The 19,389-nt window shown below is 69.9% G+C and carries 16 protein-coding genes and 1 pseudogene; 11 read left to right on the forward strand and 6 right to left on the reverse strand.

Going from position 1 to position 19,389, the window contains the following annotated elements:
• Positions 1–123: 123 nt before the first annotated feature.
• From ACWD3H_RS11225 to thiE, 3 genes are read left to right on the forward strand one after another with little or no spacing between them, the layout of a single operon-like run.
• Positions 124–1,302 (forward strand): NAD(P)/FAD-dependent oxidoreductase, encoded by a 1,179-nt coding sequence (locus ACWD3H_RS11225; RefSeq protein WP_350953493.1) that lies wholly within the window; start codon positions 124–126, stop codon positions 1,300–1,302.
• Positions 1,303–1,352: 50 nt separating this feature from the next.
• Positions 1,353–1,727 (forward strand): Rv2175c family DNA-binding protein, encoded by a 375-nt coding sequence (locus ACWD3H_RS11230; protein WP_326638209.1) that lies wholly within the window; start codon positions 1,353–1,355, stop codon positions 1,725–1,727.
• A complete protein-coding gene (thiE, locus tag ACWD3H_RS11235; RefSeq protein WP_350924408.1) occupies positions 1,705–2,346 on the forward strand; it encodes a thiamine phosphate synthase in 642 nt (213 codons plus the stop codon). Before ACWD3H_RS11230 ends, thiE begins: the two co-directional genes overlap by 23 nt.
• A 116-nt stretch (positions 2,347–2,462) precedes the next feature.
• On the opposite strand, the gene ACWD3H_RS11240 is transcribed toward thiE, so the two are convergent.
• Positions 2,463–3,530: a polyprenyl synthetase family protein gene (locus tag ACWD3H_RS11240; protein ID WP_451954835.1), complete on the reverse strand. Its 1,068-nt coding sequence runs from the start codon at positions 3,528–3,530 to the stop codon at positions 2,463–2,465.
• A 401-nt stretch (positions 3,531–3,931) separates the two neighbouring features.
• On the opposite strand from ACWD3H_RS11240, the gene metF reads away from it, so the two are divergent.
• Entirely contained in the window at positions 3,932–4,864 is a 933-nt protein-coding gene (metF, locus tag ACWD3H_RS11245) for a methylenetetrahydrofolate reductase [NAD(P)H] (protein WP_350924412.1), read from the forward strand.
• Between the two features lie 25 nt (positions 4,865–4,889).
• Here the strand turns inward: metF and ACWD3H_RS11250 are convergent, their stop codons facing one another.
• Both ACWD3H_RS11250 and ACWD3H_RS11255 read right to left on the reverse strand, forming a co-directional pair.
• On the reverse strand, positions 4,890–5,438 hold the full coding sequence (locus tag ACWD3H_RS11250) for a GNAT family N-acetyltransferase (RefSeq protein ID WP_350924414.1): 549 nt from the start codon (positions 5,436–5,438) through the stop codon (positions 4,890–4,892).
• An 83-nt stretch (positions 5,439–5,521) separates the two neighbouring features.
• Complete coding sequence (locus ACWD3H_RS11255; protein ID WP_451954836.1) at positions 5,522–5,998, reverse strand: YbaK/EbsC family protein; 477 nt, start codon at positions 5,996–5,998, stop codon at positions 5,522–5,524.
• A gap of 119 nt (positions 5,999–6,117) precedes the next feature.
• On the opposite strand from ACWD3H_RS11255, the gene ACWD3H_RS11260 reads away from it, so the two are divergent.
• Together ACWD3H_RS11260 and ACWD3H_RS11265 are read left to right on the forward strand one after the other, a co-directional pair.
• Entirely contained in the window at positions 6,118–6,921 is an 804-nt protein-coding gene (locus tag ACWD3H_RS11260) for a L,D-transpeptidase family protein (RefSeq protein ID WP_350924416.1), read from the forward strand.
• A 369-nt stretch (positions 6,922–7,290) separates the two neighbouring features.
• The gene (locus ACWD3H_RS11265; RefSeq protein ID WP_355549782.1) at positions 7,291–7,737 is read left to right on the forward strand and encodes an SAV_6107 family HEPN domain-containing protein; all 447 of its coding nucleotides are present in this window, start codon (positions 7,291–7,293) and stop codon (positions 7,735–7,737) included.
• Between the two features lie 174 nt (positions 7,738–7,911).
• On the opposite strand, the gene ACWD3H_RS11270 is transcribed toward ACWD3H_RS11265, so the two are convergent.
• From ACWD3H_RS11270 to ACWD3H_RS11280, 3 genes are all read right to left on the reverse strand, one after another.
• Positions 7,912–9,045 (reverse strand): PP2C family protein-serine/threonine phosphatase, encoded by a 1,134-nt coding sequence (locus tag ACWD3H_RS11270; protein WP_355549785.1) that lies wholly within the window; start codon positions 9,043–9,045, stop codon positions 7,912–7,914.
• A gap of 216 nt (positions 9,046–9,261) precedes the next feature.
• The gene (gene bldD / locus ACWD3H_RS11275; protein WP_030910010.1) at positions 9,262–9,756 is read right to left on the reverse strand and encodes a transcriptional regulator BldD; all 495 of its coding nucleotides are present in this window, start codon (positions 9,754–9,756) and stop codon (positions 9,262–9,264) included.
• A gap of 465 nt (positions 9,757–10,221) precedes the next feature.
• The gene (locus tag ACWD3H_RS11280; protein WP_355549787.1) at positions 10,222–11,466 is read right to left on the reverse strand and encodes an arginine deiminase; all 1,245 of its coding nucleotides are present in this window, start codon (positions 11,464–11,466) and stop codon (positions 10,222–10,224) included.
• Positions 11,467–11,769: 303 nt separating this feature from the next.
• Here ACWD3H_RS11280 and pyrR point away from each other — a divergent pair, with 303 nt between their 5' ends.
• The 5 genes and pseudogenes from pyrR (at position 11,770) to carB (ending at position 19,371) form a co-directional block, all read left to right on the forward strand.
• Positions 11,770–12,339, forward strand: coding sequence for a bifunctional pyr operon transcriptional regulator/uracil phosphoribosyltransferase PyrR (gene pyrR, locus ACWD3H_RS11285; RefSeq protein ID WP_350924424.1), 570 nt, complete (start codon positions 11,770–11,772; stop codon positions 12,337–12,339).
• A complete protein-coding gene (locus ACWD3H_RS11290; protein WP_343979617.1) occupies positions 12,336–13,265 on the forward strand; it encodes an aspartate carbamoyltransferase catalytic subunit in 930 nt (309 codons plus the stop codon). The genes pyrR and ACWD3H_RS11290 overlap by 4 nt, the downstream gene beginning before the upstream one ends.
• On the forward strand, positions 13,265–14,593 hold the full coding sequence (locus ACWD3H_RS11295; RefSeq protein WP_451954837.1) for a dihydroorotase: 1,329 nt from the start codon (positions 13,265–13,267) through the stop codon (positions 14,591–14,593). The genes ACWD3H_RS11290 and ACWD3H_RS11295 overlap by 1 nt, the downstream gene beginning before the upstream one ends.
• Before the next feature lie 151 nt (positions 14,594–14,744).
• Positions 14,745–15,848: pseudogene (gene carA, locus ACWD3H_RS11300) on the forward strand (glutamine-hydrolyzing carbamoyl-phosphate synthase small subunit); the annotation flags it as partial.
• Between the two features lie 226 nt (positions 15,849–16,074).
• On the forward strand, positions 16,075–19,371 hold the full coding sequence (gene carB, locus ACWD3H_RS11305) for a carbamoyl-phosphate synthase large subunit (RefSeq protein WP_451954838.1): 3,297 nt from the start codon (positions 16,075–16,077) through the stop codon (positions 19,369–19,371).
• Positions 19,372–19,389 lie beyond the last annotated feature (18 nt).

Raw genomic sequence — 19,389 nt, forward strand, 5'->3', positions numbered from 1 at the left:
GTCTTCCCCCCAACCCTAAGGGGTCCGGCAACACGCTTAGAGCGTCAGATGTGAGGTAAATACCGTTTTCGTTATCAACGACCGTTGGTAGGAGTACGGTGCTGACGCTTATGGTCGGGAAGTGTGAATCATGTCGTGGTGGTAGGCGCCGGTCTGGCCGGCGTACGCAGCGTCGAGGCGTTACGGGCCCGCGGGTTCGGCGGCAGGATCACGCTGATCGGGGAGGAGCGGCACAGACCGTACGACCGTCCACCCCTGTCCAAGGGGGTGCTGCTCGGCGAGACCGACTCCACCGTCGTCGACTCCGACCTCGACGCGCTTGAGGTCGACTTCCGCGCGGGCGTCTCCGCCAAGGGGCTCCACCCCGGCGTGGTCGAGACCACCGAGGGCGAGCTGGCCTACGAGGGCCTGGTCATCGCCACCGGCGCGCGCCCGATCCGGCTGCGCGGGGACGGCTCACAGCACGTGGTGCGCACCATCGACGACGCGCTCCGGCTGCGTTCCCTGCTCGGCAGGGGGACGAGGGTCGCCGTGATCGGCGCGGGCTGGATCGGCGCCGAGGTGGCCACCGCCGCCCGCAAGGCGGGCTGCGCCGTGACCGTGATCGAGGCCGCCGACGTCCCGCTGTCCGCCGCGCTCGGCCAGGTCGGCGCGTACACCGCCGCCTGGTACGCGGAGGCCGGCGTCGACCTGCGCCTGGGCACCATGGTCGCCTCGGTCGACCAGGGGGGGCTCACCCTGGCCGACGGCTCCGCGGTCGAGGCCGACGTGGTCGTCACGGGCGTCGGCGTGCGGCCCGCGACCGAGTGGCTGGTCGGCTCCGGCATCAGGCTCGACAACGGCGTGGTCACCGACGAGCACCTGCGCACCTCGCTGCCCGGAGTGGTCGCCGTGGGCGACTGCGCGGCCTGGTGGTCGCGCCGCTACGGCGTGCGCCTCCGCGTCGAGCACTGGGACACCGCCCTGGGCGCCCCGGACGTGGCCGCGGCCACGCTCGTCGGCGACGTCGCCGTCTACGATCCGGTCCCCTACTTCTGGTCCGAGCAGTTCGGTCACATGGTCCAGTACGCCGGGTACCACGACGGCGCCCGCCTGATCCGGCGCGGCGACCCGGAGGCCGAGGGAAACACCAGGTGGGCGGTGTGCTGGGTGACCGAGGACGACCGGCTCGCCGCGGTCCTCTCGGTCAACCGCCCCCGCGACCTCGTCCAGGGGCGCCGCCTCATCGAGGGCGGACGGCGCCTCGACGTCAATCGCCTCGCCGACCCTGCGATAGCGTTGCGCGACTGTACGGTGGCGTAACCTCGCCGCCAGGTGTTTGGCGAAGGGCTCGATGTGGTAGTGGTGGATTCGTGACGCTTTCTGTTGCGCAGATCGACCGGGAGACCGACCAGTTGGTGGGCGAGTGGCTCACCCTGACCGAGGTTGCCAGAAGGCTCAACCTGAGCGCCGGTCGCGCCAAGCAACTTCTCAAGGACCGCAAGCTCATCGGAGTGCGCAGGGGCGGTGGCGAGCCACAGGTCCCCGCGGCCTTCCTCGCCGGCGCGGACGTCGTCAAGGGGCTGCCGGGCACTCTCACGGTGCTCCTCGACGCCGGATACGACGACGTCGAGTCGCTCCGCTGGCTTTTCACCCCCGACGACACGCTGCCGGGCTCGCCGGTCGACGCGATCGTGGCGGGCCGCCACACGGAAGTGAAGAGACGTGCCCAAGCCCTCGGTTTCTGACGCCCGTCTGTATCTGTGCACCGACGGACGGCGTGACCGGGGAGATCTCGCGGACTTCCTCGACGCCGCCCTGGCGGGCGGGGTCGACATCGTGCAGCTACGCGAGAAGGGTCTTGAGGCGCGCGAGGAGCTCGACCTCCTCGCCGTCTTCCGTGCGGCCTGCGACCGGCACGGCAAGCTCCTGGCCGTGAACGACAGGGCCGACATCGCCTACGCGATCCGCCCCGACGTGCTCCACCTCGGCCAGGGCGATCTGCCGGTGCCGATCGTGCGCGACATGCTCGGCGACGACATCCTCATCGGGCGTTCCACTCACGCCCCCGAGGAGGCGTCCGCCGCGGCGGTCGAGCCCGGCGTCGACTACTTCTGCTGTGGCCCGATCTGGCCGACGCCCACCAAGCCCGGCAGGCACGCTCCGGGCCCCGGCCTGCTCAGGCATGCCGCGGCCCTGGAGACCGAACGGCCCTGGTTCGGCATCGGCGGCATCGACCTCACCAACCTGGACGAGGTCGTCTCCCATGGGGTGCGCCGGGTCGTGGTGGTGCGGGCGATCACCGAGGCCGACGATCCCAAGGCGGCGGCGGAGGAGTTCAAGCGGAGGCTGGCGGCCTCCGTCTGAAGTCCTTCCGCCCGGCGGGAGCCTGTCTCCGGCTGGGCGGACGGGACGCCGAGCACGGCGCCGGTCCGTGCACCGGACCGGTGCGCGCCGGCCCGTGCGCGGGTCAGGCGCGCGGTTCAGGCGCGCCGGGAGGTGGCGGCCACCGCGAGGTCGGCCAGGGCCGCCCGGGCGTCGGGGCGGATCGGGGCGCCCTCCAGCGAACCGAGGGCGTTCTCCAGGTACTCCTTGATCAGGTCCTCACACGCCACGAGAGCCCCCGTCTCCTCGATGATCCGGCGCAGCCGGTCCACCCCGGCCTCGTCCAGATCCGGGTCGCCGAGCGTGGCGCGTACCACCTGTGCCTGGGAGGCCGAGGCGGCGGCGAGCGTGCGGGCGATGAGCATCGTCCGCTTGCCCTCGCGAAGATCGTCGCCGGCCGGCTTACCGGTCTCGTCCGGGTCGCCGAACACGCCGAGGATGTCGTCGCGAAGCTGGAAGGCGATGCCCACGGACCGCCCGTACTCCTCGCAGAGCCGGTCGATCCAGGGCTCCCTGCCCTGGGCGGCCAGCACCAGCCCGAGCCGGAGCGGCTGTTCCACGGAGTACTTGCCGCTCTTGAAGAGGGCGACCCGCAGCGCGCTGTCGAAGGTGCCCTCGCCGTGCGCCTGCTCCAGCAGGTCGAGATACTGGCCGCACATCAGTTCGGTGCGCATGTCGTCGTGCACCTTCTGCGCCGCCGCCAGCGAGGCGGCCGGCAGACCGCTGTTGCGCCACATCTCACCGGACCAGATGAGCATCAGGTTGCCCAGCAGAATGGCCGCACCCTCGCCGAACTGCTCGGCGGAGCCGTGCCAGCCCGCCTTTCTGTGCAGTTCCTCGAACCTGCGGTGTGCCGAGGGCATGCCCCGGCGCAGGTCGCTGGCGTCCATCACGTCATCGTGCACCAGGGCGCTTGCCTGGAGCAGCTCAAGGGAGGCGGCCGCGGAGAAGAGCGCGGGGTCGTCGCCTCCGCCCGCACCGTGCCAGCCCCAGTAGCAGAAGGCGGGGCGCAGCCGCTTGCCGCCCGCGAGGAAGTCCTCGGCAGCGGAGACAAGAGGGGCCAGCTCTGGAGCACTGACCTGCGGACGCTGCTGTTCGACGAACCGCCGGAGAGCGTGGTCCACCTCGGACCGGATCATGTCCAGCGCGGTTGCAGAAGTGATCATCGAATACCTCCGGTATGGAGACCCTGGGCTTCAGCTCTGGGGAGGAAACGCGGTACGGTGCCGCACGCCCTGGCACCGTGTCCGGCGGTGATGACACCCCGACCACCGTACGCATGGTCGACACGGGCCTTCCCGCCGGGGCGGCGGAGCGGCGGAACGGTTGCGGGGCCGGTGCGAGACACGACACCTCCGGGTTTCTCGCGACTGGTCATGAGTCAGGAAACCCAATCTATGAAAGTTGGGATCCCCCGGCTTCGGCGGCAGGAGGAGGTCAAGTAATGAGATTAACGGTCCAAGGGGATATTTCGATCTAGAAGAACGGTTGTTTCGCGTGGAGATCGTCCTGTAGGCGGCCGTGATCTGATCGGGCATCCGAGCGGCCGGGCCAGTATCCTTGCCCCATGGCTCTGGGTCGCCCGTCCGTTCTTCCAGATCGTGTCGCCACCGTCCGCGAACTCCTCGCCGCCGGTGCCCACTCGTTCTCCTTCGAGTTCTCCCCTCCGAAGACCGACGAGGGAGAGCGCCACCTCTGGCGTGCCGTCCGCGAGCTGGAGGCGCTGCACCCCACCTTCGTCTCCGTCACCTACGGTGCCGGAGGCAGCACCCGCGACCGCACCGTCGACATCGTCGAGCGGATCGCCCACGAGACCACGCTGACCCCGGTCGCCCACTTCACGGCCGTCAACCACTCCATCCGCGAGCTGCGCCACCTGGTCGGCCGGTTCGCCGGGGCGGGCGTCCGCAACATCCTCGCCGTGCGGGGCGACCCGCCGGGCGACGTGACGGGCGAGTGGGTGCGCCACCCCGAGGGCGTCCTGTACGCCGAGGAACTGGTCAGGCTCATCCGCCAGTCCGGCGACTTCTGCGTGGGCGTGGCCGCCTTCCCCTACAAGCACCCCAGGTCGCGCTCGATCGAGTCCGACACCGAGTACTTCGTACGCAAGTGCCGGGCGGGCGCCGACTACGCGATCACCCAGATGTTCTTCCGCGCGGACGACTACCTGCGGCTCCGTGACCGGGTGGCGGCCAGCGGCTGTGACACGCCGATCATCCCCGGCATCATGCCCGTCACGCAGATGAGCACCATCGCCAGGTCGGAGCAGCTCTCCGGCGCGCCGTTCCCGCCCGAGGTGGCCGAGAGGTTCGCGGCCGTCGCCGACGATCCGGCCGCCGTGCGCAGCCTGGGCATCGAGCTGGCCGCCGAGCTCTGCCAGACCCTGCTCGACGAGGGCGCGCCCGGCATCCACTTCATCACCTTCAACCGCTCCAGCGCGACCCGCGAGGTCTTCCAGGCGCTCGACCACACGCCGAGGGCCCCTTCGCTGGGGGGCTGAGCGAGAGGGGCACCCGCTGGGCGGCTCAGCCGTCCAGCGGGAGGACCGCCCCGAGGATCGCGTAGCGCTCGTGCCCGCCGGGGAAGACGAACTGCGTGAGCAGGTCCACGAAGCCGATGCTCCGGTAGAGGTGCCGGGCCGCGGTGGGCCGGTCGCGGGTGGACAGCACGGCGGTGCGCTCCAGGCGGCCCGCGCAGATGCCCATGATCATCGACCGTCCGATGCCCTTGCCCTGGTAGTCGGGGTGGACGTGGATCTCGGCGAGCTCCAGCGCGTCGCCCAGCCAGCCGCGGGCGCTGCCCTCGCCGTGCTTCTCGGCGAGGGCCCGCCGGACCACGTCGTGCCACCACTGGCCGGAAACCCCGTGGAAACCGTAGGCGATCCCCACCGGGGTGCCGTCGGAGAGTTCGGCGAACAGGCAGGTGAAGGCCGGGTTGGTGGCGTGGTTTCCCATGATCGCCTTGCGACCGGCGATCTGGTCGGCGGGCGGGTTCATCGCCTTGGTGTAGACGTCAAGGACCGCGTCCAACCGGAGCGTGAACTCGTCGGGGCCGATCCGTCGCAGTCCGATCACGCGTCGCACCCTAGCAGGGAGGACATGACGCGGGTCATCGCCGGTGGCGGGAGCGCCGTGCCGTGCTCACCGCCGGATCGCGGTCATTCGACCTCGGCGGGGACCCCGCCGGTGATACGGACGAGCTCGTCGAAGGAGGTCGGGAAGACGGTGTGCGGGTGGCCGGCGGCGGCCCAGACGACGTCGTACTTGTCCAGCCAGGTGTCGACCAGCGTCCGGACCGGGGCGGGGTGGCCGATCGGGGCGACGCCGCCGATGACCTGGCCGGTGGCCGCCCGCACGAAGGCGGGATCGGCGCGCTTCACCTTCGCCACACCGGCCGTCCTGGCGATCAGGTCGGTGTCGACCCGGTGGGCGCCGCTGGTCAGAACCAGGAGCGGCTCGCCGTCGGCGTCGAATATCAGGCTGTTGGCGATGGCGCCGACCTCGCAGCCGAGCTGCGCGGCGGCGCTGGCGGCGGTCGGAGTGGCCTCGGCGAAGGTGACGATCTCGCCGGGGACGGCGTGCTCACGGAGCACGGCGGCGACTTTCTCAACGTTCGGATGCAACTTTTCTGGCACCTGGCCACTCTAAACGGGTTGACCGTTGATTTCCGCTTCATAACCGGTCGCTTGCACGGGGAACCCGTGCGCTATGGTCCCTTGACCTGATCCATAGTGATATGAGGAGTTGATGGAAAGTGGGGGTTGGACAGCGGCTGGGAGCGGCCGCGCTGATGACGGCGGGGGCCGTGCTCCTCTCTTCCGCGGGCGTCACCCTTTCCGCGGGCGTCGCCGAGGCGCGGGCCGCGGTCTCGGCCGCGCCGGCCGTCGCGACGAGGACCGAGGCGTCCCGGTTCGTCGCACCGGGCAAGACGCTCAGGCTCGGCGCGAAGGGCGCCACGGTGAAGGTGCTCCAGGAGAGGCTGGCCGAGCTCGGCTACGCCCCGGGCAGGATCGACGGCCGCTACGGCGGTGCGACCCTGACCGCGATCTGGGCCTTCCAGAAGGTCAACGGCATCTCGCCGACCAGCACCGTGGCGCGCAGGACCTGGCAGGCCCTGGAGAGTCCGCTGGCGCCGAAGGTGCTCGTCCCCGGGGGTAAGCCGACCCGGGTGGAGGTGAACCTCACCACCCAGGTGATGGTCCTCTACGTCAACGGCGCGGTGCGGCTGATCAGCCACACCTCCTCGGGCAGTGGGATCGCCTACTGCGAGACGGCCACCTGGGAGGGCAAGACCCAGCGGTTCTGCGGCGACGCCCGCACGCCGACGGGCGACTACAAGACCACCTGGCGCAGGGACGGCTGGCACAAGTCCTACCTGGGCCAGCTCTACAACCCGATCTTCTTCAACGGCGGCATCGCCTTCCACGGCGCGCTGTCGGTGCCGCTGGCACCCGCCTCCCACGGCTGTGTCCGGCTGCCGATGCACGTGGCGGAGGTCCTTCCCGGCCTGCTCGGCACCGGGGTGCCGGTGCATGTCCGAGGCAGGTTCGCCCGGTAGCGCGGCGGAGCGGGCGAACCGGCGGGCGGATCGGCGCTCGGCGAGCGGAGGCCCCGGGAGACGGAGATCTCCCGGGGCCTCCGTCGTGTCTGTCATATCAGAAGATCGAACTTTTGTTCGCCGTTTTACTTGACAGTATTAGTGGTCGAATTTATGTTCGATGTAATGACGCGGGGCTCGCAGCCCGTGTCCAGGGTGGTCGGCCGGATCCACGTCGTCGGAGGAGACGATCGGGCCCAGGTCGGGGCGGGCGGGGAGAGGGGAAGCTCCTCGTCCGGCCGCCCGGTGGATTTGTCGGTGGGGTCTGCGAATGTTGACACCGCCGGTGAAAACGCCGGGAGCCGCTTGCGACCAAGGAGGCTGACGCACATGACCCCTCGGCTCGGCGATTCCGGTGGGCCCCGACTGTCCCCCACGGTGCGGGCGCACCTCACAGACGCGCGTGACTGTCTCGAAGAGGCCGCCGCCGCCCGGACCTCCGCCGCTCGTTACGTCGCGGCCCACCTCGCGGCGCTCAGGGCGGCCGCCGCCGTCCTGGCCGCGCGCCCCCGTCCCATGCAGGGCCGCAGGCGCAGGCTGCGCAGTGCCTGGGAGTTGCTCCCCGAGGCCGAGCCACGGCTGGCCGAGTGGGCGCCCTACTTCGAGACGAGCGCGGCCAAGCGGGCCGCCGCCGAGGCGGGGCTGACCCGCACGGTGTCGTCGCGAGACGCCGAGGAGCTCATCTCCGAGGCGGAGCGCTTCGTCATCGAGGTCGAGAACCTGCTCGGGGTGCCGGCGCAACCCGTGCTCCCGGGCCACGTCCCGTTGGCGGGTTAGGTCCCCTCCGGCGGATCTCGCCGTGGCGAGGTCGGTCAGGAGGTTGGTCAGACGGTTGGTTCAGACGGTGTCGCGGCGTGCCTTGATGACCGGCGCGGTGACCGGCGACGGTGACCGGCGACGACGCGGCGGGGCGCCGTCCGACCGGCCGTGGCGGGCAGGCCCCGAGGCGGTCTACGCCGCGGAGGAGTTCTCCTGGACGGCGCGGTGGCGCAGCAGGAGCATGGCGGCGTCGTCGCCCAGCGGCCTGCCCACGTGGTGGAGCAGGTCCGCGCGCAGAGCGTCCAGCGACCCCTGAGGGTCGTCCTCACCGTCCAGCAGGTGCGCCCGCTCCGGCAGCGGGTAGAACTCGCCGAACCCGTTGCGCGCCTCGATGACCCCGTCGGTGTAGAAGAGGACCTGGTCCCCCGGCTCGAAAGGGATGTGGTGCGGCTGCGGCTTGCTGGCCTGTAGTGCGCTCATGCCCAGCGGCAGGGCCTCGTCCGGCGGGTCGGCGAACCAGATCGTGCCCTCGGCGTCCAGCACCATGGGCGGGGGGTGGCCGCAGTTGATGACGGCGATGGTGGAACCGCCGCGGATCTCGGCCAGTACGGCGGTCACGAACTGCTCGCCGGACAACTCGCGGGTCAGTGCCTTCTCCAGCCGGGCCACGACGCCCTGGAGCTTCTTCTCGTCGTGGGCCGCCTCGCGGAAGGCGCCGAGTACCACGGCCGCGGTCTCCACGGCCTCCAGGCCCTTGCCCTGCACGTCTCCCACGATGATCCGGACCCCGTGCGGGGTGGTGACGACCTCGTACAGGTCACCGCCGATTCTGGCCTCGGCCGTGGCGGAGGTGTACGAGACGGCCACGCCTATGCCGGGACCGGCGCGGCGGGGCACAGGGCGCAGCAGCACCCGCTGGGCGGCCTCGGCCACCGAGCGCACGTCGGCGAGCTGGCGCTCGTGGCGCAGCCGCCCGGCGCTGGCCAGCACGCTGGCCACGGTGACGCCGAGGATGGCGAACATGGTGATGTTGGTACGCGGCGTCCAGAGGATGTCGTTGTAGAGGCCGAGCGCGACGCACAGCATCAGGGCGACGACGCCGATCACGGTGGTGCGGGCCAGGCCGCAGGCCACACTGGCGAAGGCCGGGCCGAGGGCGAGCAGCGGGAGGAGGCCGGACGTGGGGCCCGAGCCGAAGTCGATCACGGCCACCACGGCCATGACGACGAACGGCAGCAGCTTCAGGGTGTCCTGGGTCCTGGTGGTGCCGATCGATGCCAGCAACCGCAGGAAGGTGCGCGTCCTGGTCGATCCCAGCGACACCATGACCGAGTGGAGACGGCTTTTTGAGCGCGGTCGAGAGTGATCGAGCCGATCATCTCCCGAAGTCATGTCCACCGTGTCTCGCCAATCGAATGTTTGCCTTTTCCTACCACAGTGGCCGTGGGCCGGGGCGGAATGAAGCTAACGTTCTGCTGAGAGCAAGATTTTTAGAGCGGGGTGGGCACGCCGGTTCCGGCGCACCCACGACCGGTCAGACGGTCAGAAGGACTCGACGGCGCGGCGCGCCTCGGGGTCCAGGACGCCCCAGCCGATGAGCTCCTCGGTGAGCTCGCTGGGGGACTTGTCGTAGATCACGGCAAGGGAGCGGAGGTCCTCCTGGCGGATGGACAGCACCTTGCCGTTGTAGTCGCCACGCTGGCTCTGGATGGTGGCCGCGTAGCGGGCAAGCGCGCCGGCCTTCTCCTTGGGGAGCTGGGCAAGGCGCTCAAGGTCGATCACAAGTTTCGGTGTCGGGCCCAGAGGACTGGGAGCAGCCCCTCCGGGCAGCAACTCCGAGACCGGCACCCCGTAGAAATCAGCCAGCTCGGCAAGCTTCTGCACGGTGACGGCACGGTCGCCACGCTCATAGGAGCCCACGACGACCGCCTTCCAGCGCCCGCGGGACTTCTCTTCGACTCCGTGCAGGGACAGGCCCTGCTGGGTGCGAATGGCGCGGAGTCGTGCACCCAGCGATTTGGCGTACTCAGACGGCATGGTGTGGCCCCCCGGCTCTGTATGTACTGCTCTCAACTTGATTGTGCTACCTCGCAACTTATGCCCCGGTCACCGGGTTGGCGCCCGGGGTAGGCGTCTTCGGTGACCGGTGCGTCAGGGTTCACCCGATAACGCCACGAGGTGTGGTTACGGACAGTGACGGTAAAGCTGTGGGCGCCTAAGGTCAAGCTGATTGGAAAAAAGATGTCGAATCCGGTCCGATGTGGTCCGCCTCAAACGCGGTAGTTGTCCTACCGCGCATCGCGAAACCTCTAGTTTTTACGGGATTTTCGCCGGATGCTGGCTTCTTCTGGGGGATTCGGGGCAACATCATCTTCGGGTGCGGCGACCAGAGTATGATCTTCGACAAGGTGGCCGGGAGGAATACCCGGTGCGACGGTCCCGTCCGGCCGGAGGTGTGGATCGGCGTTTCGTGGCGGCGGTCCGCCCGGCTCCCGGAAGGGCTCAGCCGCCGTCGCGTTCCAGCGGGCAGCTCATGCAGCGCGGGCCGCCCCGGCCCCTGCCGAGCTCGCTGCCCCGGATCGTGATGACCTCGATCCCGTTGCGGCGCAGGTGGTTGTTGGTGGTGGTGTTGCGCTCGTAGGCCACGACCACGCCGGGTCGCAGGGCCAGCACGTTGCAGCCGTCGTCCCACTGCTCCCGTTCGGAGGCGTACACGTCCTGTGTCGCGCTGAGGACCTTGATGTCGTCCAGGCCGATCGCCCGCGCGATGGCTCTGTGCATGTCCTCGGGGGGATGGTCGGTGATCTTGAGTTCCTTCTCGTTGTCGCCGGGCTCGACGGTGTAGGAGGGCAGCATGCCCAGCCCCGCGAACTTGGTGAACACCCCGACGTCCACGTTGGTCATGACCGTGTCCAGATGCATGAAGGCCCGCGCCTTCGGCATGTCCAGCGCGACGATCCTCGTCGCGGCGCCCTTCGCGAACAGGCTCCGCGCGAGCATCTCGACAGCCTGCGGCTGGGTGCGCTCGCTGATCCCCACCAGCACCGCGCCCTGGCCGATGACGAGCACGTCGCCGCCCTCGATGGTGGCCGGAGCCGCGGGGATGCCGGGCATCCAGACGTGGTAGCCGCCCTCCTCGGGCCGGTCGTAACCGGAGGCGAAGGCGGGGTGGTAGCGGTAGATCGCCTCCATGTTGACCGTCTCGCGGCGGCGGGCCTTCTTTCTCATCGCGTTGATCGAGACGCCGCCGTAGATCCAGCAGGAGGTGTCGCGGGTGAACAGGTGGTTGGGCAGCGGGGGCAGGACGAAGTCGTCCGGCCTGAGCGTGTGGAAGGCGAGGCTCTTGGGATCGGTGCCCATGTCCACCAGTTCGCGCTTGGTGATGCCGCCGGTGAGATAGCGCTGAAGCATCGTGGAGTCCATCGAGTCCAGCGCGTTGCGGATGGCGTCGACGGCCATCGGGCCGAAGTAGCGCTCGTCGGCGATGCCGTCCAGGATGTGCTTGCGCGCCTGGGGGATCTCGACGGTCTCATGGAGCAGGTCGGAGAGCATGTGGACGGTGACTCCCTGGTCGACCAGGAGTCTCTGCCACTCCTCGTGCTCCTCCACGGCGCGCTGCACCCACAGCACGTCGTCGAAGAGGAAGTCGTCCTTGTTCGACGGCGTGAGCCGTTTCAGGGCGAGTTCGGGCCGATGCAGCAGGACCTGGTGGAGCCGGCCGACCTCGGAGTCGACGTGAAAGGCCATTTCTCTTCCTTCGCGGCTGGTGACGAGAGAGTCGGGAGGGCGGCGCCCCGGACCCCGTGGGCGCGCTCGCCATACCTCGCGTTGGTACGGACCTAAAGCGCATACCCGCCAGAACCATGGGAAGTCAGTGAAGATCACGATATTTATTCACTTTTGGGAAGATCGCTGGGGCGGGCGTCCGGCGTCCGCCGAGGTGGGGCCGGTCAGGGTCCGGTCAGGGCGAGCCGTCGAGCGGCTGGTAACGTAAGAGTGCTGACTTCCTTTAAGACCCGTCCCGTGAGGCGGGAAAGGTGGTGTTACTCCTTGACCGATGCCATTTCGCATGCGCTGAGTGGTGCGCGCGCCGTTCTTGAGCAGCCCGATATCAACCGGGCCCTGGTCCGCATCTCCCACGAGATCCTTGAACGGACCAAGGGCGGCGAGAACGTCGTCCTGCTGGGCATCCCCACGCGCGGTGTCCACCTGGCCCGCCGCCTGGCCGCCCACATCAAGCAGTTCGAGGGCCGTTCTGTGCCCGTCGGCTCCCTCGACGTCACGATGTACCGAGACGACCTGCGCCTGCGTCCCGCCCGCGCGCTGGGCCGCACCGAACTGCCCGCCGACGGCATCGACGGCAGGACCGTCGTCCTCGTCGACGACGTCCTCTACTCCGGCCGCACGGTCCGTGCCGCGCTCGACGCGCTCAACGACCTGGGCCGCCCGCAGGCCGTGCAACTCGCCACCCTGGTCGACCGCGGCCACCGCGAGCTGCCCATCCGCCCCGACTACGTGGGCAAGAACCTGCCGACCTCCAAGTCCGAGAGCGTCAAGGTCTACCTGGAGGAGAACGACGGCCGCGACGCGGTCCTGCTGCTGAAGGAGGACGGCCGGTGAAGCGGCACCTGATCTCGGCGGCCGATCTGACCCGTGACGACGCCCTGCTCATCCTGGACACCGCGGACGAGCTGGCGAAGATCTCGGAACGTTCCATCAAGAAGCTCCCCACCCTGCGGGGCCGCACCGTGGTGAACCTCTTCTTCGAGGACTCCACCCGGACCAGGATCTCCTTCGAGGCCGCGGCCAAGCGCCTGTCGGCGGACGTCATCAACTTCTCCGCCAAGGGCTCCAGCGTCTCCAAGGGCGAGTCGCTCAAGGACACCGCGCTCACCCTGGAGGCGATGGGCGCCGACGCCGTCGTCATCCGGCACGGCGCCTCGGGCGCCCCGTACCGGCTGGCCGGCTGGGTGCGCGGCAGCGTCGTCAACGCCGGTGACGGCACCCACGAGCACCCCACCCAGGCCCTGCTCGACGCCTTCACCATGCGCCGCCGCCTGGGCTCGCTGGACGGCAGGAAGGTCACCATCGTCGGTGACGTGCTGCACAGCAGGGTGGCCCGCTCCAACGTGCTGCTGCTGGCCACTCTCGGCGCCGAGGTGACCCTGGTCGCCCCGCCGACCCTGTTCCCGGTCAACGTCGACTCCTGGCCGTGCGAGGTCTCCTACGACCTCGACGCGATGCTGCCCAAGTCCGACGTGGTGATGATGCTGCGCGTGCAGCGCGAGCGGATGAACGCGGCGTTCTTCCCCACCGAGCGGGAGTACAGCCGCCGCTACGGGCTCGACCGCGAGCGCGTCGCCAGGATGCCCGACCACGCCATCGTGATGCACCCCGGCCCGATGAACCGGGGGATGGAGATCGCGGCCGAGGTGGCCGACTCGCCGCGCTCGACGATCGTCGAGCAGGTCGCCAACGGGGTGACCGCACGTATGGCCGTTCTGTACCTGCTGCTTGGCGGCGCCGACCTCGGGGGAGAGATCTGATGAACGACCGCATCGGGGCCACGCGTGACGGCATCGTCATCAGGGGCGCCAGGATCCTCGGCGGAGAGCCCGTCGACATCCTGATCCGCGACGGTCTCCTGGTGGAGATCGGCCAGGGGCTGAGCGACGGCGGGACCGTCGAGACCGTCGAGGCTGAGGGGTTGATCGCCCTGCCCGGCCTGGTGGACCTGCACACCCACCTGCGCGAGCCGGGACGTGAGGACGCGGAGACCGTCACCACGGGCACCCGCGCCGCCGCCCTCGGCGGCTACACCGCCGTGCACGCCATGGCCAACACCGACCCGGTCGCCGACACCGCAGGCGTCGTCGAGCAGGTCTGGCGCCTGGGCCAGGAGGCGGGCTACTGCGACGTGCAGCCCGTCGGAGCCGTCACGGTCGGCCTGGGCGGCGAGCACCTGGCCGAACTCGGCGCGATGGCCGATTCGGCGGCCCGGGTCCGGGTCTTCTCCGACGACGGCAAGTGCGTCTCCGACGCGGTGCTCATGCGCCGCGCGCTGGAGTACGTCAAGGCCTTTGACGGCGTCGTGGCCCAGCACGCCCAGGAGCCGCGGCTGACCGAGGGCGCGCAGATGAACGAGGGCGCGGTCTCCGGCAGGCTGGGCCTGACCGGATGGCCCGCGGTCGCCGAGGAGGCGATCATCTCCCGCGACTGCCTGCTGGCCGCGCACGTCGGCTCGCGCCTGCACATCTGCCACGTCTCCACGGCGGGCTCGGTGGAGCTCATCCGCTGGGCCAAGTCCAAAGGCTGGGACGTCACCGCCGAGGTGACCCCGCACCACCTGCTGCTGACCGACGACCTCGTCGAGGACTCCCCGGTCGGCTCCTACAACCCGATCTACAAGGTGAACCCGCCGCTGCGCACCCGCGCCGACGTCGAGGCGCTGCGCGCGGCTCTGGCCGACGGCACGATCGACTGCGTGGCCACCGACCACGCCCCGCACCCGGTCGAGGACAAGGAGACCGAGTGGGCCGCCGCCGCCATGGGCATGATCGGCTTGGAGACGGCGCTCGCGGTGGTCCAGGAGGCGATGGTGGAGACGGGGCTGCTCGACTGGGCCGGTGTCGCCGAGCGCATGTCCTGCGCCCCGGCCAGGATCGGCAGGCTTCGAGGGCACGGGCAGCCGATCGAGGTCGGCGCGCCGGCCAACCTCACCCTCTACGACCCGGCGGTGCGCGCCGCGGTCGACCCGGCGGGCTACGCTTCCAAGAGCCGCAACACCCCCTACCAGGGCCTTACTCTGCCCGGCCGTGTCGTGGCGACCTTCCTGCGCGGCAGGCCGACGGTCCTGGACGGGAAGCTCACGTGAGGACTCCTCGCCTTCGCGCGCCGGGCGTCGGATACCTTCGCCTTCCCGCACCGGGACGTGGGGGCGTCCCGCTCGGTGCGGCGACGGCGAATCGATGTGCCAGATATTTCATACTTTGCGGAGCTGGAGCCGAGATGATCGGGGTGTGTGAGTGACCGCAGTGCTAGTGCTGGAAGATGGACGTGTCTTCCACGGGACCCCCTACGGCGCCGAGGGCGAGACCTTCGGCGAGATGGTCTTCAACACGGGGATGACCGGCTACCAGGAGACGCTGACCGATCCGTCGTACCACCGCCAGATCGTCGCGATGACCGCGCCGCACATCGGGAACACCGGGGTCAACGACGAGGATCCGGAGTCCTCGCGGGTGTGGGTGGCCGGTTACGTGGTCCGCGAGCCGGCCCGGGTGGCCTCCAACTGGCGCTCCAACCGTTCCCTGGACGACTACCTCAGGGAGCAGGGCGTCGTCGGCATCGCCATTCCCGGCACCCGCGCCCTGACCCGTCACCTGCGGGAGCGGGGAGCGATGCGGGCCGGGGTCTTCTCCGGCAAGGCTCTGGCGCCGGTCGAGGAGCTGCTGGAGCGGGTGCTGGGCAGCCCCCTGATGGAGGGCGCCGACCTGGCGGGGGAGGTCTCCACCGCCAAGCCGTACGTGGTGCCCGCGATCGGCGCGCGGCGGTTCACCGTGGCCGCGGTCGACCTCGGGATCAAGGCGATGACGCCGCACCGGATGGCCGAGCGCGGCTGCGAGGTGCACGTGCTGCCGGCCTCGGCCACCACGGAGGAGATCCTCGCGCTCGGTCCGGACGGGGTGTTCTTCTCCAACGGCCCCGGCGACCCCGCCACCGCCGACGGACCGGTCAAGGCGCTTCGCGGGGTCCTCGACGCGGGTGTCCCGTTCTTCGGCATCTGCTTCGGAAACCAGCTCTTCGGGCGTGCCCTGGGGCTGGGCACCTACAAGCTGCGTTACGGCCATCGAGGTGTCAACCAGCCGGTACAGCACCGGGGAACCGGCAAGGTGGAGATCTCCGCGCACAACCACGGTTTCGCGGTGCGGGCACCGCTGGAGGGCGTGTTCGACACGCCGTACGGTCCGGCGGAGGTCAGCCACGTCAACCTCAACGACGACTGCGTCGAGGGGCTGCGGCTGCTGGACCGCCCGGCCTTCAGCGTCCAGTACCACCCGGAGGCCGCGGCCGGCCCGCACGACTCCGCAAGCCTGTTCGACGACTTCTGCGCGTTGATGGCGGGAGAGCGGGGAACGGTCAACGGGGCGATCACAAGTACGGAGCGGTCCGGGGAACGAGCGGGCGGAGTGGCGGACGAGGGACGAGTCCTCCGCGGAGCCGGCGAGGAGCCGGACGCGACCAAGAGCACGGAGCGGTCCGGGGAACGAGCGGGCGGAGTGGCGGACGAGGGACGAGTCCTCCGCGGAGCCGGCGAGGAGCCGGACGCGACCATGGGTACGGAGGGAAGCAAGGGTGCCTAAGCGCACGGACATCCAGTCGATCATGGTGATCGGCTCAGGACCGATCGTGATCGGCCAGGCATGCGAGTTCGACTACTCGGGTACCCAGGCCTGCCGCGTGCTGCGCGCCGAGGGCTTCCGCGTGATCCTCGTCAACAGCAACCCGGCGACCATCATGACCGACCCCGAGTTCGCCGACGCCACCTACGTCGAGCCCATCACCCCCGAGATCGTCGAGAAGATCATCGCCAAGGAGCGGCCCGACGCGCTGCTGCCCACCCTGGGCGGGCAGACCGCGCTGAACACCGCGATCTCCCTGTACGAGGCCGGCGTCCTGGAGCGCTACGAGGTCGAGCTGATCGGTGCCGACGTCGACGCCATCCAGGCGGGCGAGAACCGCGAGCTGTTCAAGGGCATCGTGGCCAAGGTCGCCGAGGAGTACGGCCTCAACGCCGAGTCGGCCCGCTCGTCCGTCTGCCACACCATGGACGAGTGCCTGGCCGCCGCCAGGGAGCTGGGCTACCCGTTGGTGGTACGGCCCTCCTTCACCATGGGCGGGGTCGGCTCCGGTTTCGCGCACGACGAGGAGGGGCTGCGCCGCATCGCCGGGGCGGGCCTCGACGCCTCGCCGACCACCGAGGTGCTCCTTGAGGAGTCCATCCTCGGCTGGAAGGAGTACGAGCTGGAGGTCATGCGCGACCGGGCGGACAACGTGGTGATCGTCTGCTCGATCGAGAACATCGATCCGATGGGCGTGCACACCGGTGACAGCGTCACCGTGGCCCCCGCGCTGACCCTGACCGACCGCGAGTACCAGAACATGCGCGACGTGGCCATCGCGGTCATCCGCGAGGTCGGCGTCGACACCGGCGGCTGCAACATCCAGTTCGCCGTCGAGCCGCGCACCGGCCGCATGGTCGTCATCGAGATGAACCCGCGCGTCTCGCGCTCCTCGGCGCTCGCCTCCAAGGCCACCGGCTTCCCGATCGCGAAGATCGCCGCGAAGCTCGCCATCGGCTACACGCTGGACGAGATCCCCAACGACATCACGAGGGAGACCCCGGCGTCGTTCGAGCCCTCGCTGGACTACATCGTGGTCAAGGTGCCCCGGTTCGCGTTCGAGAAGTTCTCCGGGGCCGACGCGACCCTGACCACTCACATGAAGTCGGTCGGCGAGGCCATGGCGATCGGCCGGTCCTTCCCCGAGGCCCTGCAGAAGGCACTGCGCTCGCTGGAGAAGAAGGGCGCCTCCTTCACCTGGGCGGGCGATCCGGGCGACAGGGACGAGCTCCTGGCCGCCTGCCGTATCCCGCACGACGGGCGCCTGTTCACCATGCAGCAGGCCATCCGCGCCGGGGCGGGCGCCGAGGAGCTGTTCGAGGCCACCCGTGTCGATCCGTGGTTCGTCGACCAGCTGATCGCGATCGACGAGATGGCCGCCGAGCTGCGCGAGGTGCCGCAGCTGACCGCCGAGATGCTGACCAGGGTCAAGCGGTACGGCTTCAGCGACGCGCAGATCGCCGAGCTGCGCGGCATGACCGAGTCGCGGGTGCGCGACCTGCGCCACGCGCTCGGCGTCCGCCCGGTCTACAACACCGTCGACACCTGCGCCGCCGAGTTCGCCGCCCAGACCCCCTACCTGTACTCCACCTACGACGAGGAGAGCGAGGTCCCCTACGGGGAGCGCCCCAAGGTCCTCATCCTCGGTTCGGGGCCCAACAGGATCGGCCAGGGCATCGAGTTCGACTATGCGTGTGTGCACGCCTCCTTCGAGCTGTCGGCGGCCGGCTACGAGACCGTCATGGTCAACTGCAACCCCGAGACGGTCTCCACCGACTACGACACCTCCGACCGCCTCTACTTCGAGCCGCTCACCCTGGAGGACGTCCTGGAGGTCGTCCACGCCGAGCAGCAGACCGGCCCCGTCGCGGGCGTCATCGTCCAGCTCGGCGGCCAGACCCCGCTCGGCCTGGCCCAGGCGCTCAAGGACGCCGGTGTCCCGATCGTCGGCACCTCGCCCGAGTCGATCCACCTCGCCGAGGAGCGCGGCGCGTTCGGCCGGGTCCTCGCCGAGGCGGGCCTGCCCGCCCCCAAGCACGGCGTGGCGGTGACCTCCGACGAGGCGCTGGCCATCGCCGCGGAGATCGGCTACCCGGTGCTGGTGCGCCCCTCCTACGTGCTGGGCGGCGCGGGCATGGCCATCGTCTACGACGACGAGACCCTGATCGCCTACATGGCCAAGGCGGGCGCGGCCAGCGACCACCCGGTGCTGGTGGACAAGTTCCTCGACGAGGCCGTGGAGATCGACGTCGACGCGCTCTTCGACGGCGAGGAGCTCTACCTCGGCGGCGTGATGGAGCACATCGAGGAGGCCGGCATCCACTCCGGCGACTCGGCGTGCTCGCTGCCGCCGATGACGCTGGGAAGCTACGACATCAAGCGCATCCGCGCCGCCACCGAGGCCATCGCCAGAGGTGTGGGCGTGCGCGGCCTGCTCAACGTGCAGTACGCCATGTCGGCCAACATCCTGTACGTGCTGGAGGCCAACCCCCGCGCCAGCCGTACCGTCCCGTTCGTCTCCAAGGCCACGGCGGTGCCGCTGGCCAAGGCGGCGGCCCGGGTGATGATGGGCGCCACGGTGGCCGAACTGCGCGCGGAGGGCCTGCTGCCGGAGAGCGGAGACGGCGGCACCATGCCGCTGGACGCGCCCATCGCGGTCAAGGAGGCCGTGCTGCCCTTCAACCGGTTCCGCGGCGTGGACATCGTGCTCAGCCCCGAGATGCGCTCCACCGGCGAGGTCATGGGCATCGACGAGTTCTTCGGCACCGCCTACGCCAAGTCGCAGGCCGCCGCGTACGGCTCGCTGCCCACCAAGGGGCGGGCGTTCGTCTCGGTCGCCAACCGTGACAAACGCGCCATGATCTTCCCGGTCAAGGCCCTCGCCGACCTCGGCTTCGAGATCCTCGCCACCGAGGGCACCGCCGAAGTCCTGCGCCGTAACGGTGTCCGTGCCAAGATCGTGCGCAAGCACAGCGAGGGAGCCGGTCCCGCGGGTGAGCAGACCATCGTCCGGCGCATCCTGGACGGGGAGGTGGATCTCATCGTCAACACCCCCTTCGGCAGCCCCGGCCAGTCGGGACCCCGCCTGGACGGCTACGAGATCCGCACCGCCGCCGTGCTGCGCGCCATCCCCTGCATCACCACGGTTCAGGGCCTGGCCGCGGCGGTGCAGGGCATCCAGGCGATCGTCCGCGGTGACATCGGCGTACGGTCCCTTCAGGAGCACGCGAAGCGGTTGCGGAGCGGTTGAGGAGTGAGGCCGGCGCCC

It is taken from the genome of Streptosporangium sp. NPDC002607 (assembly GCF_053592655.1).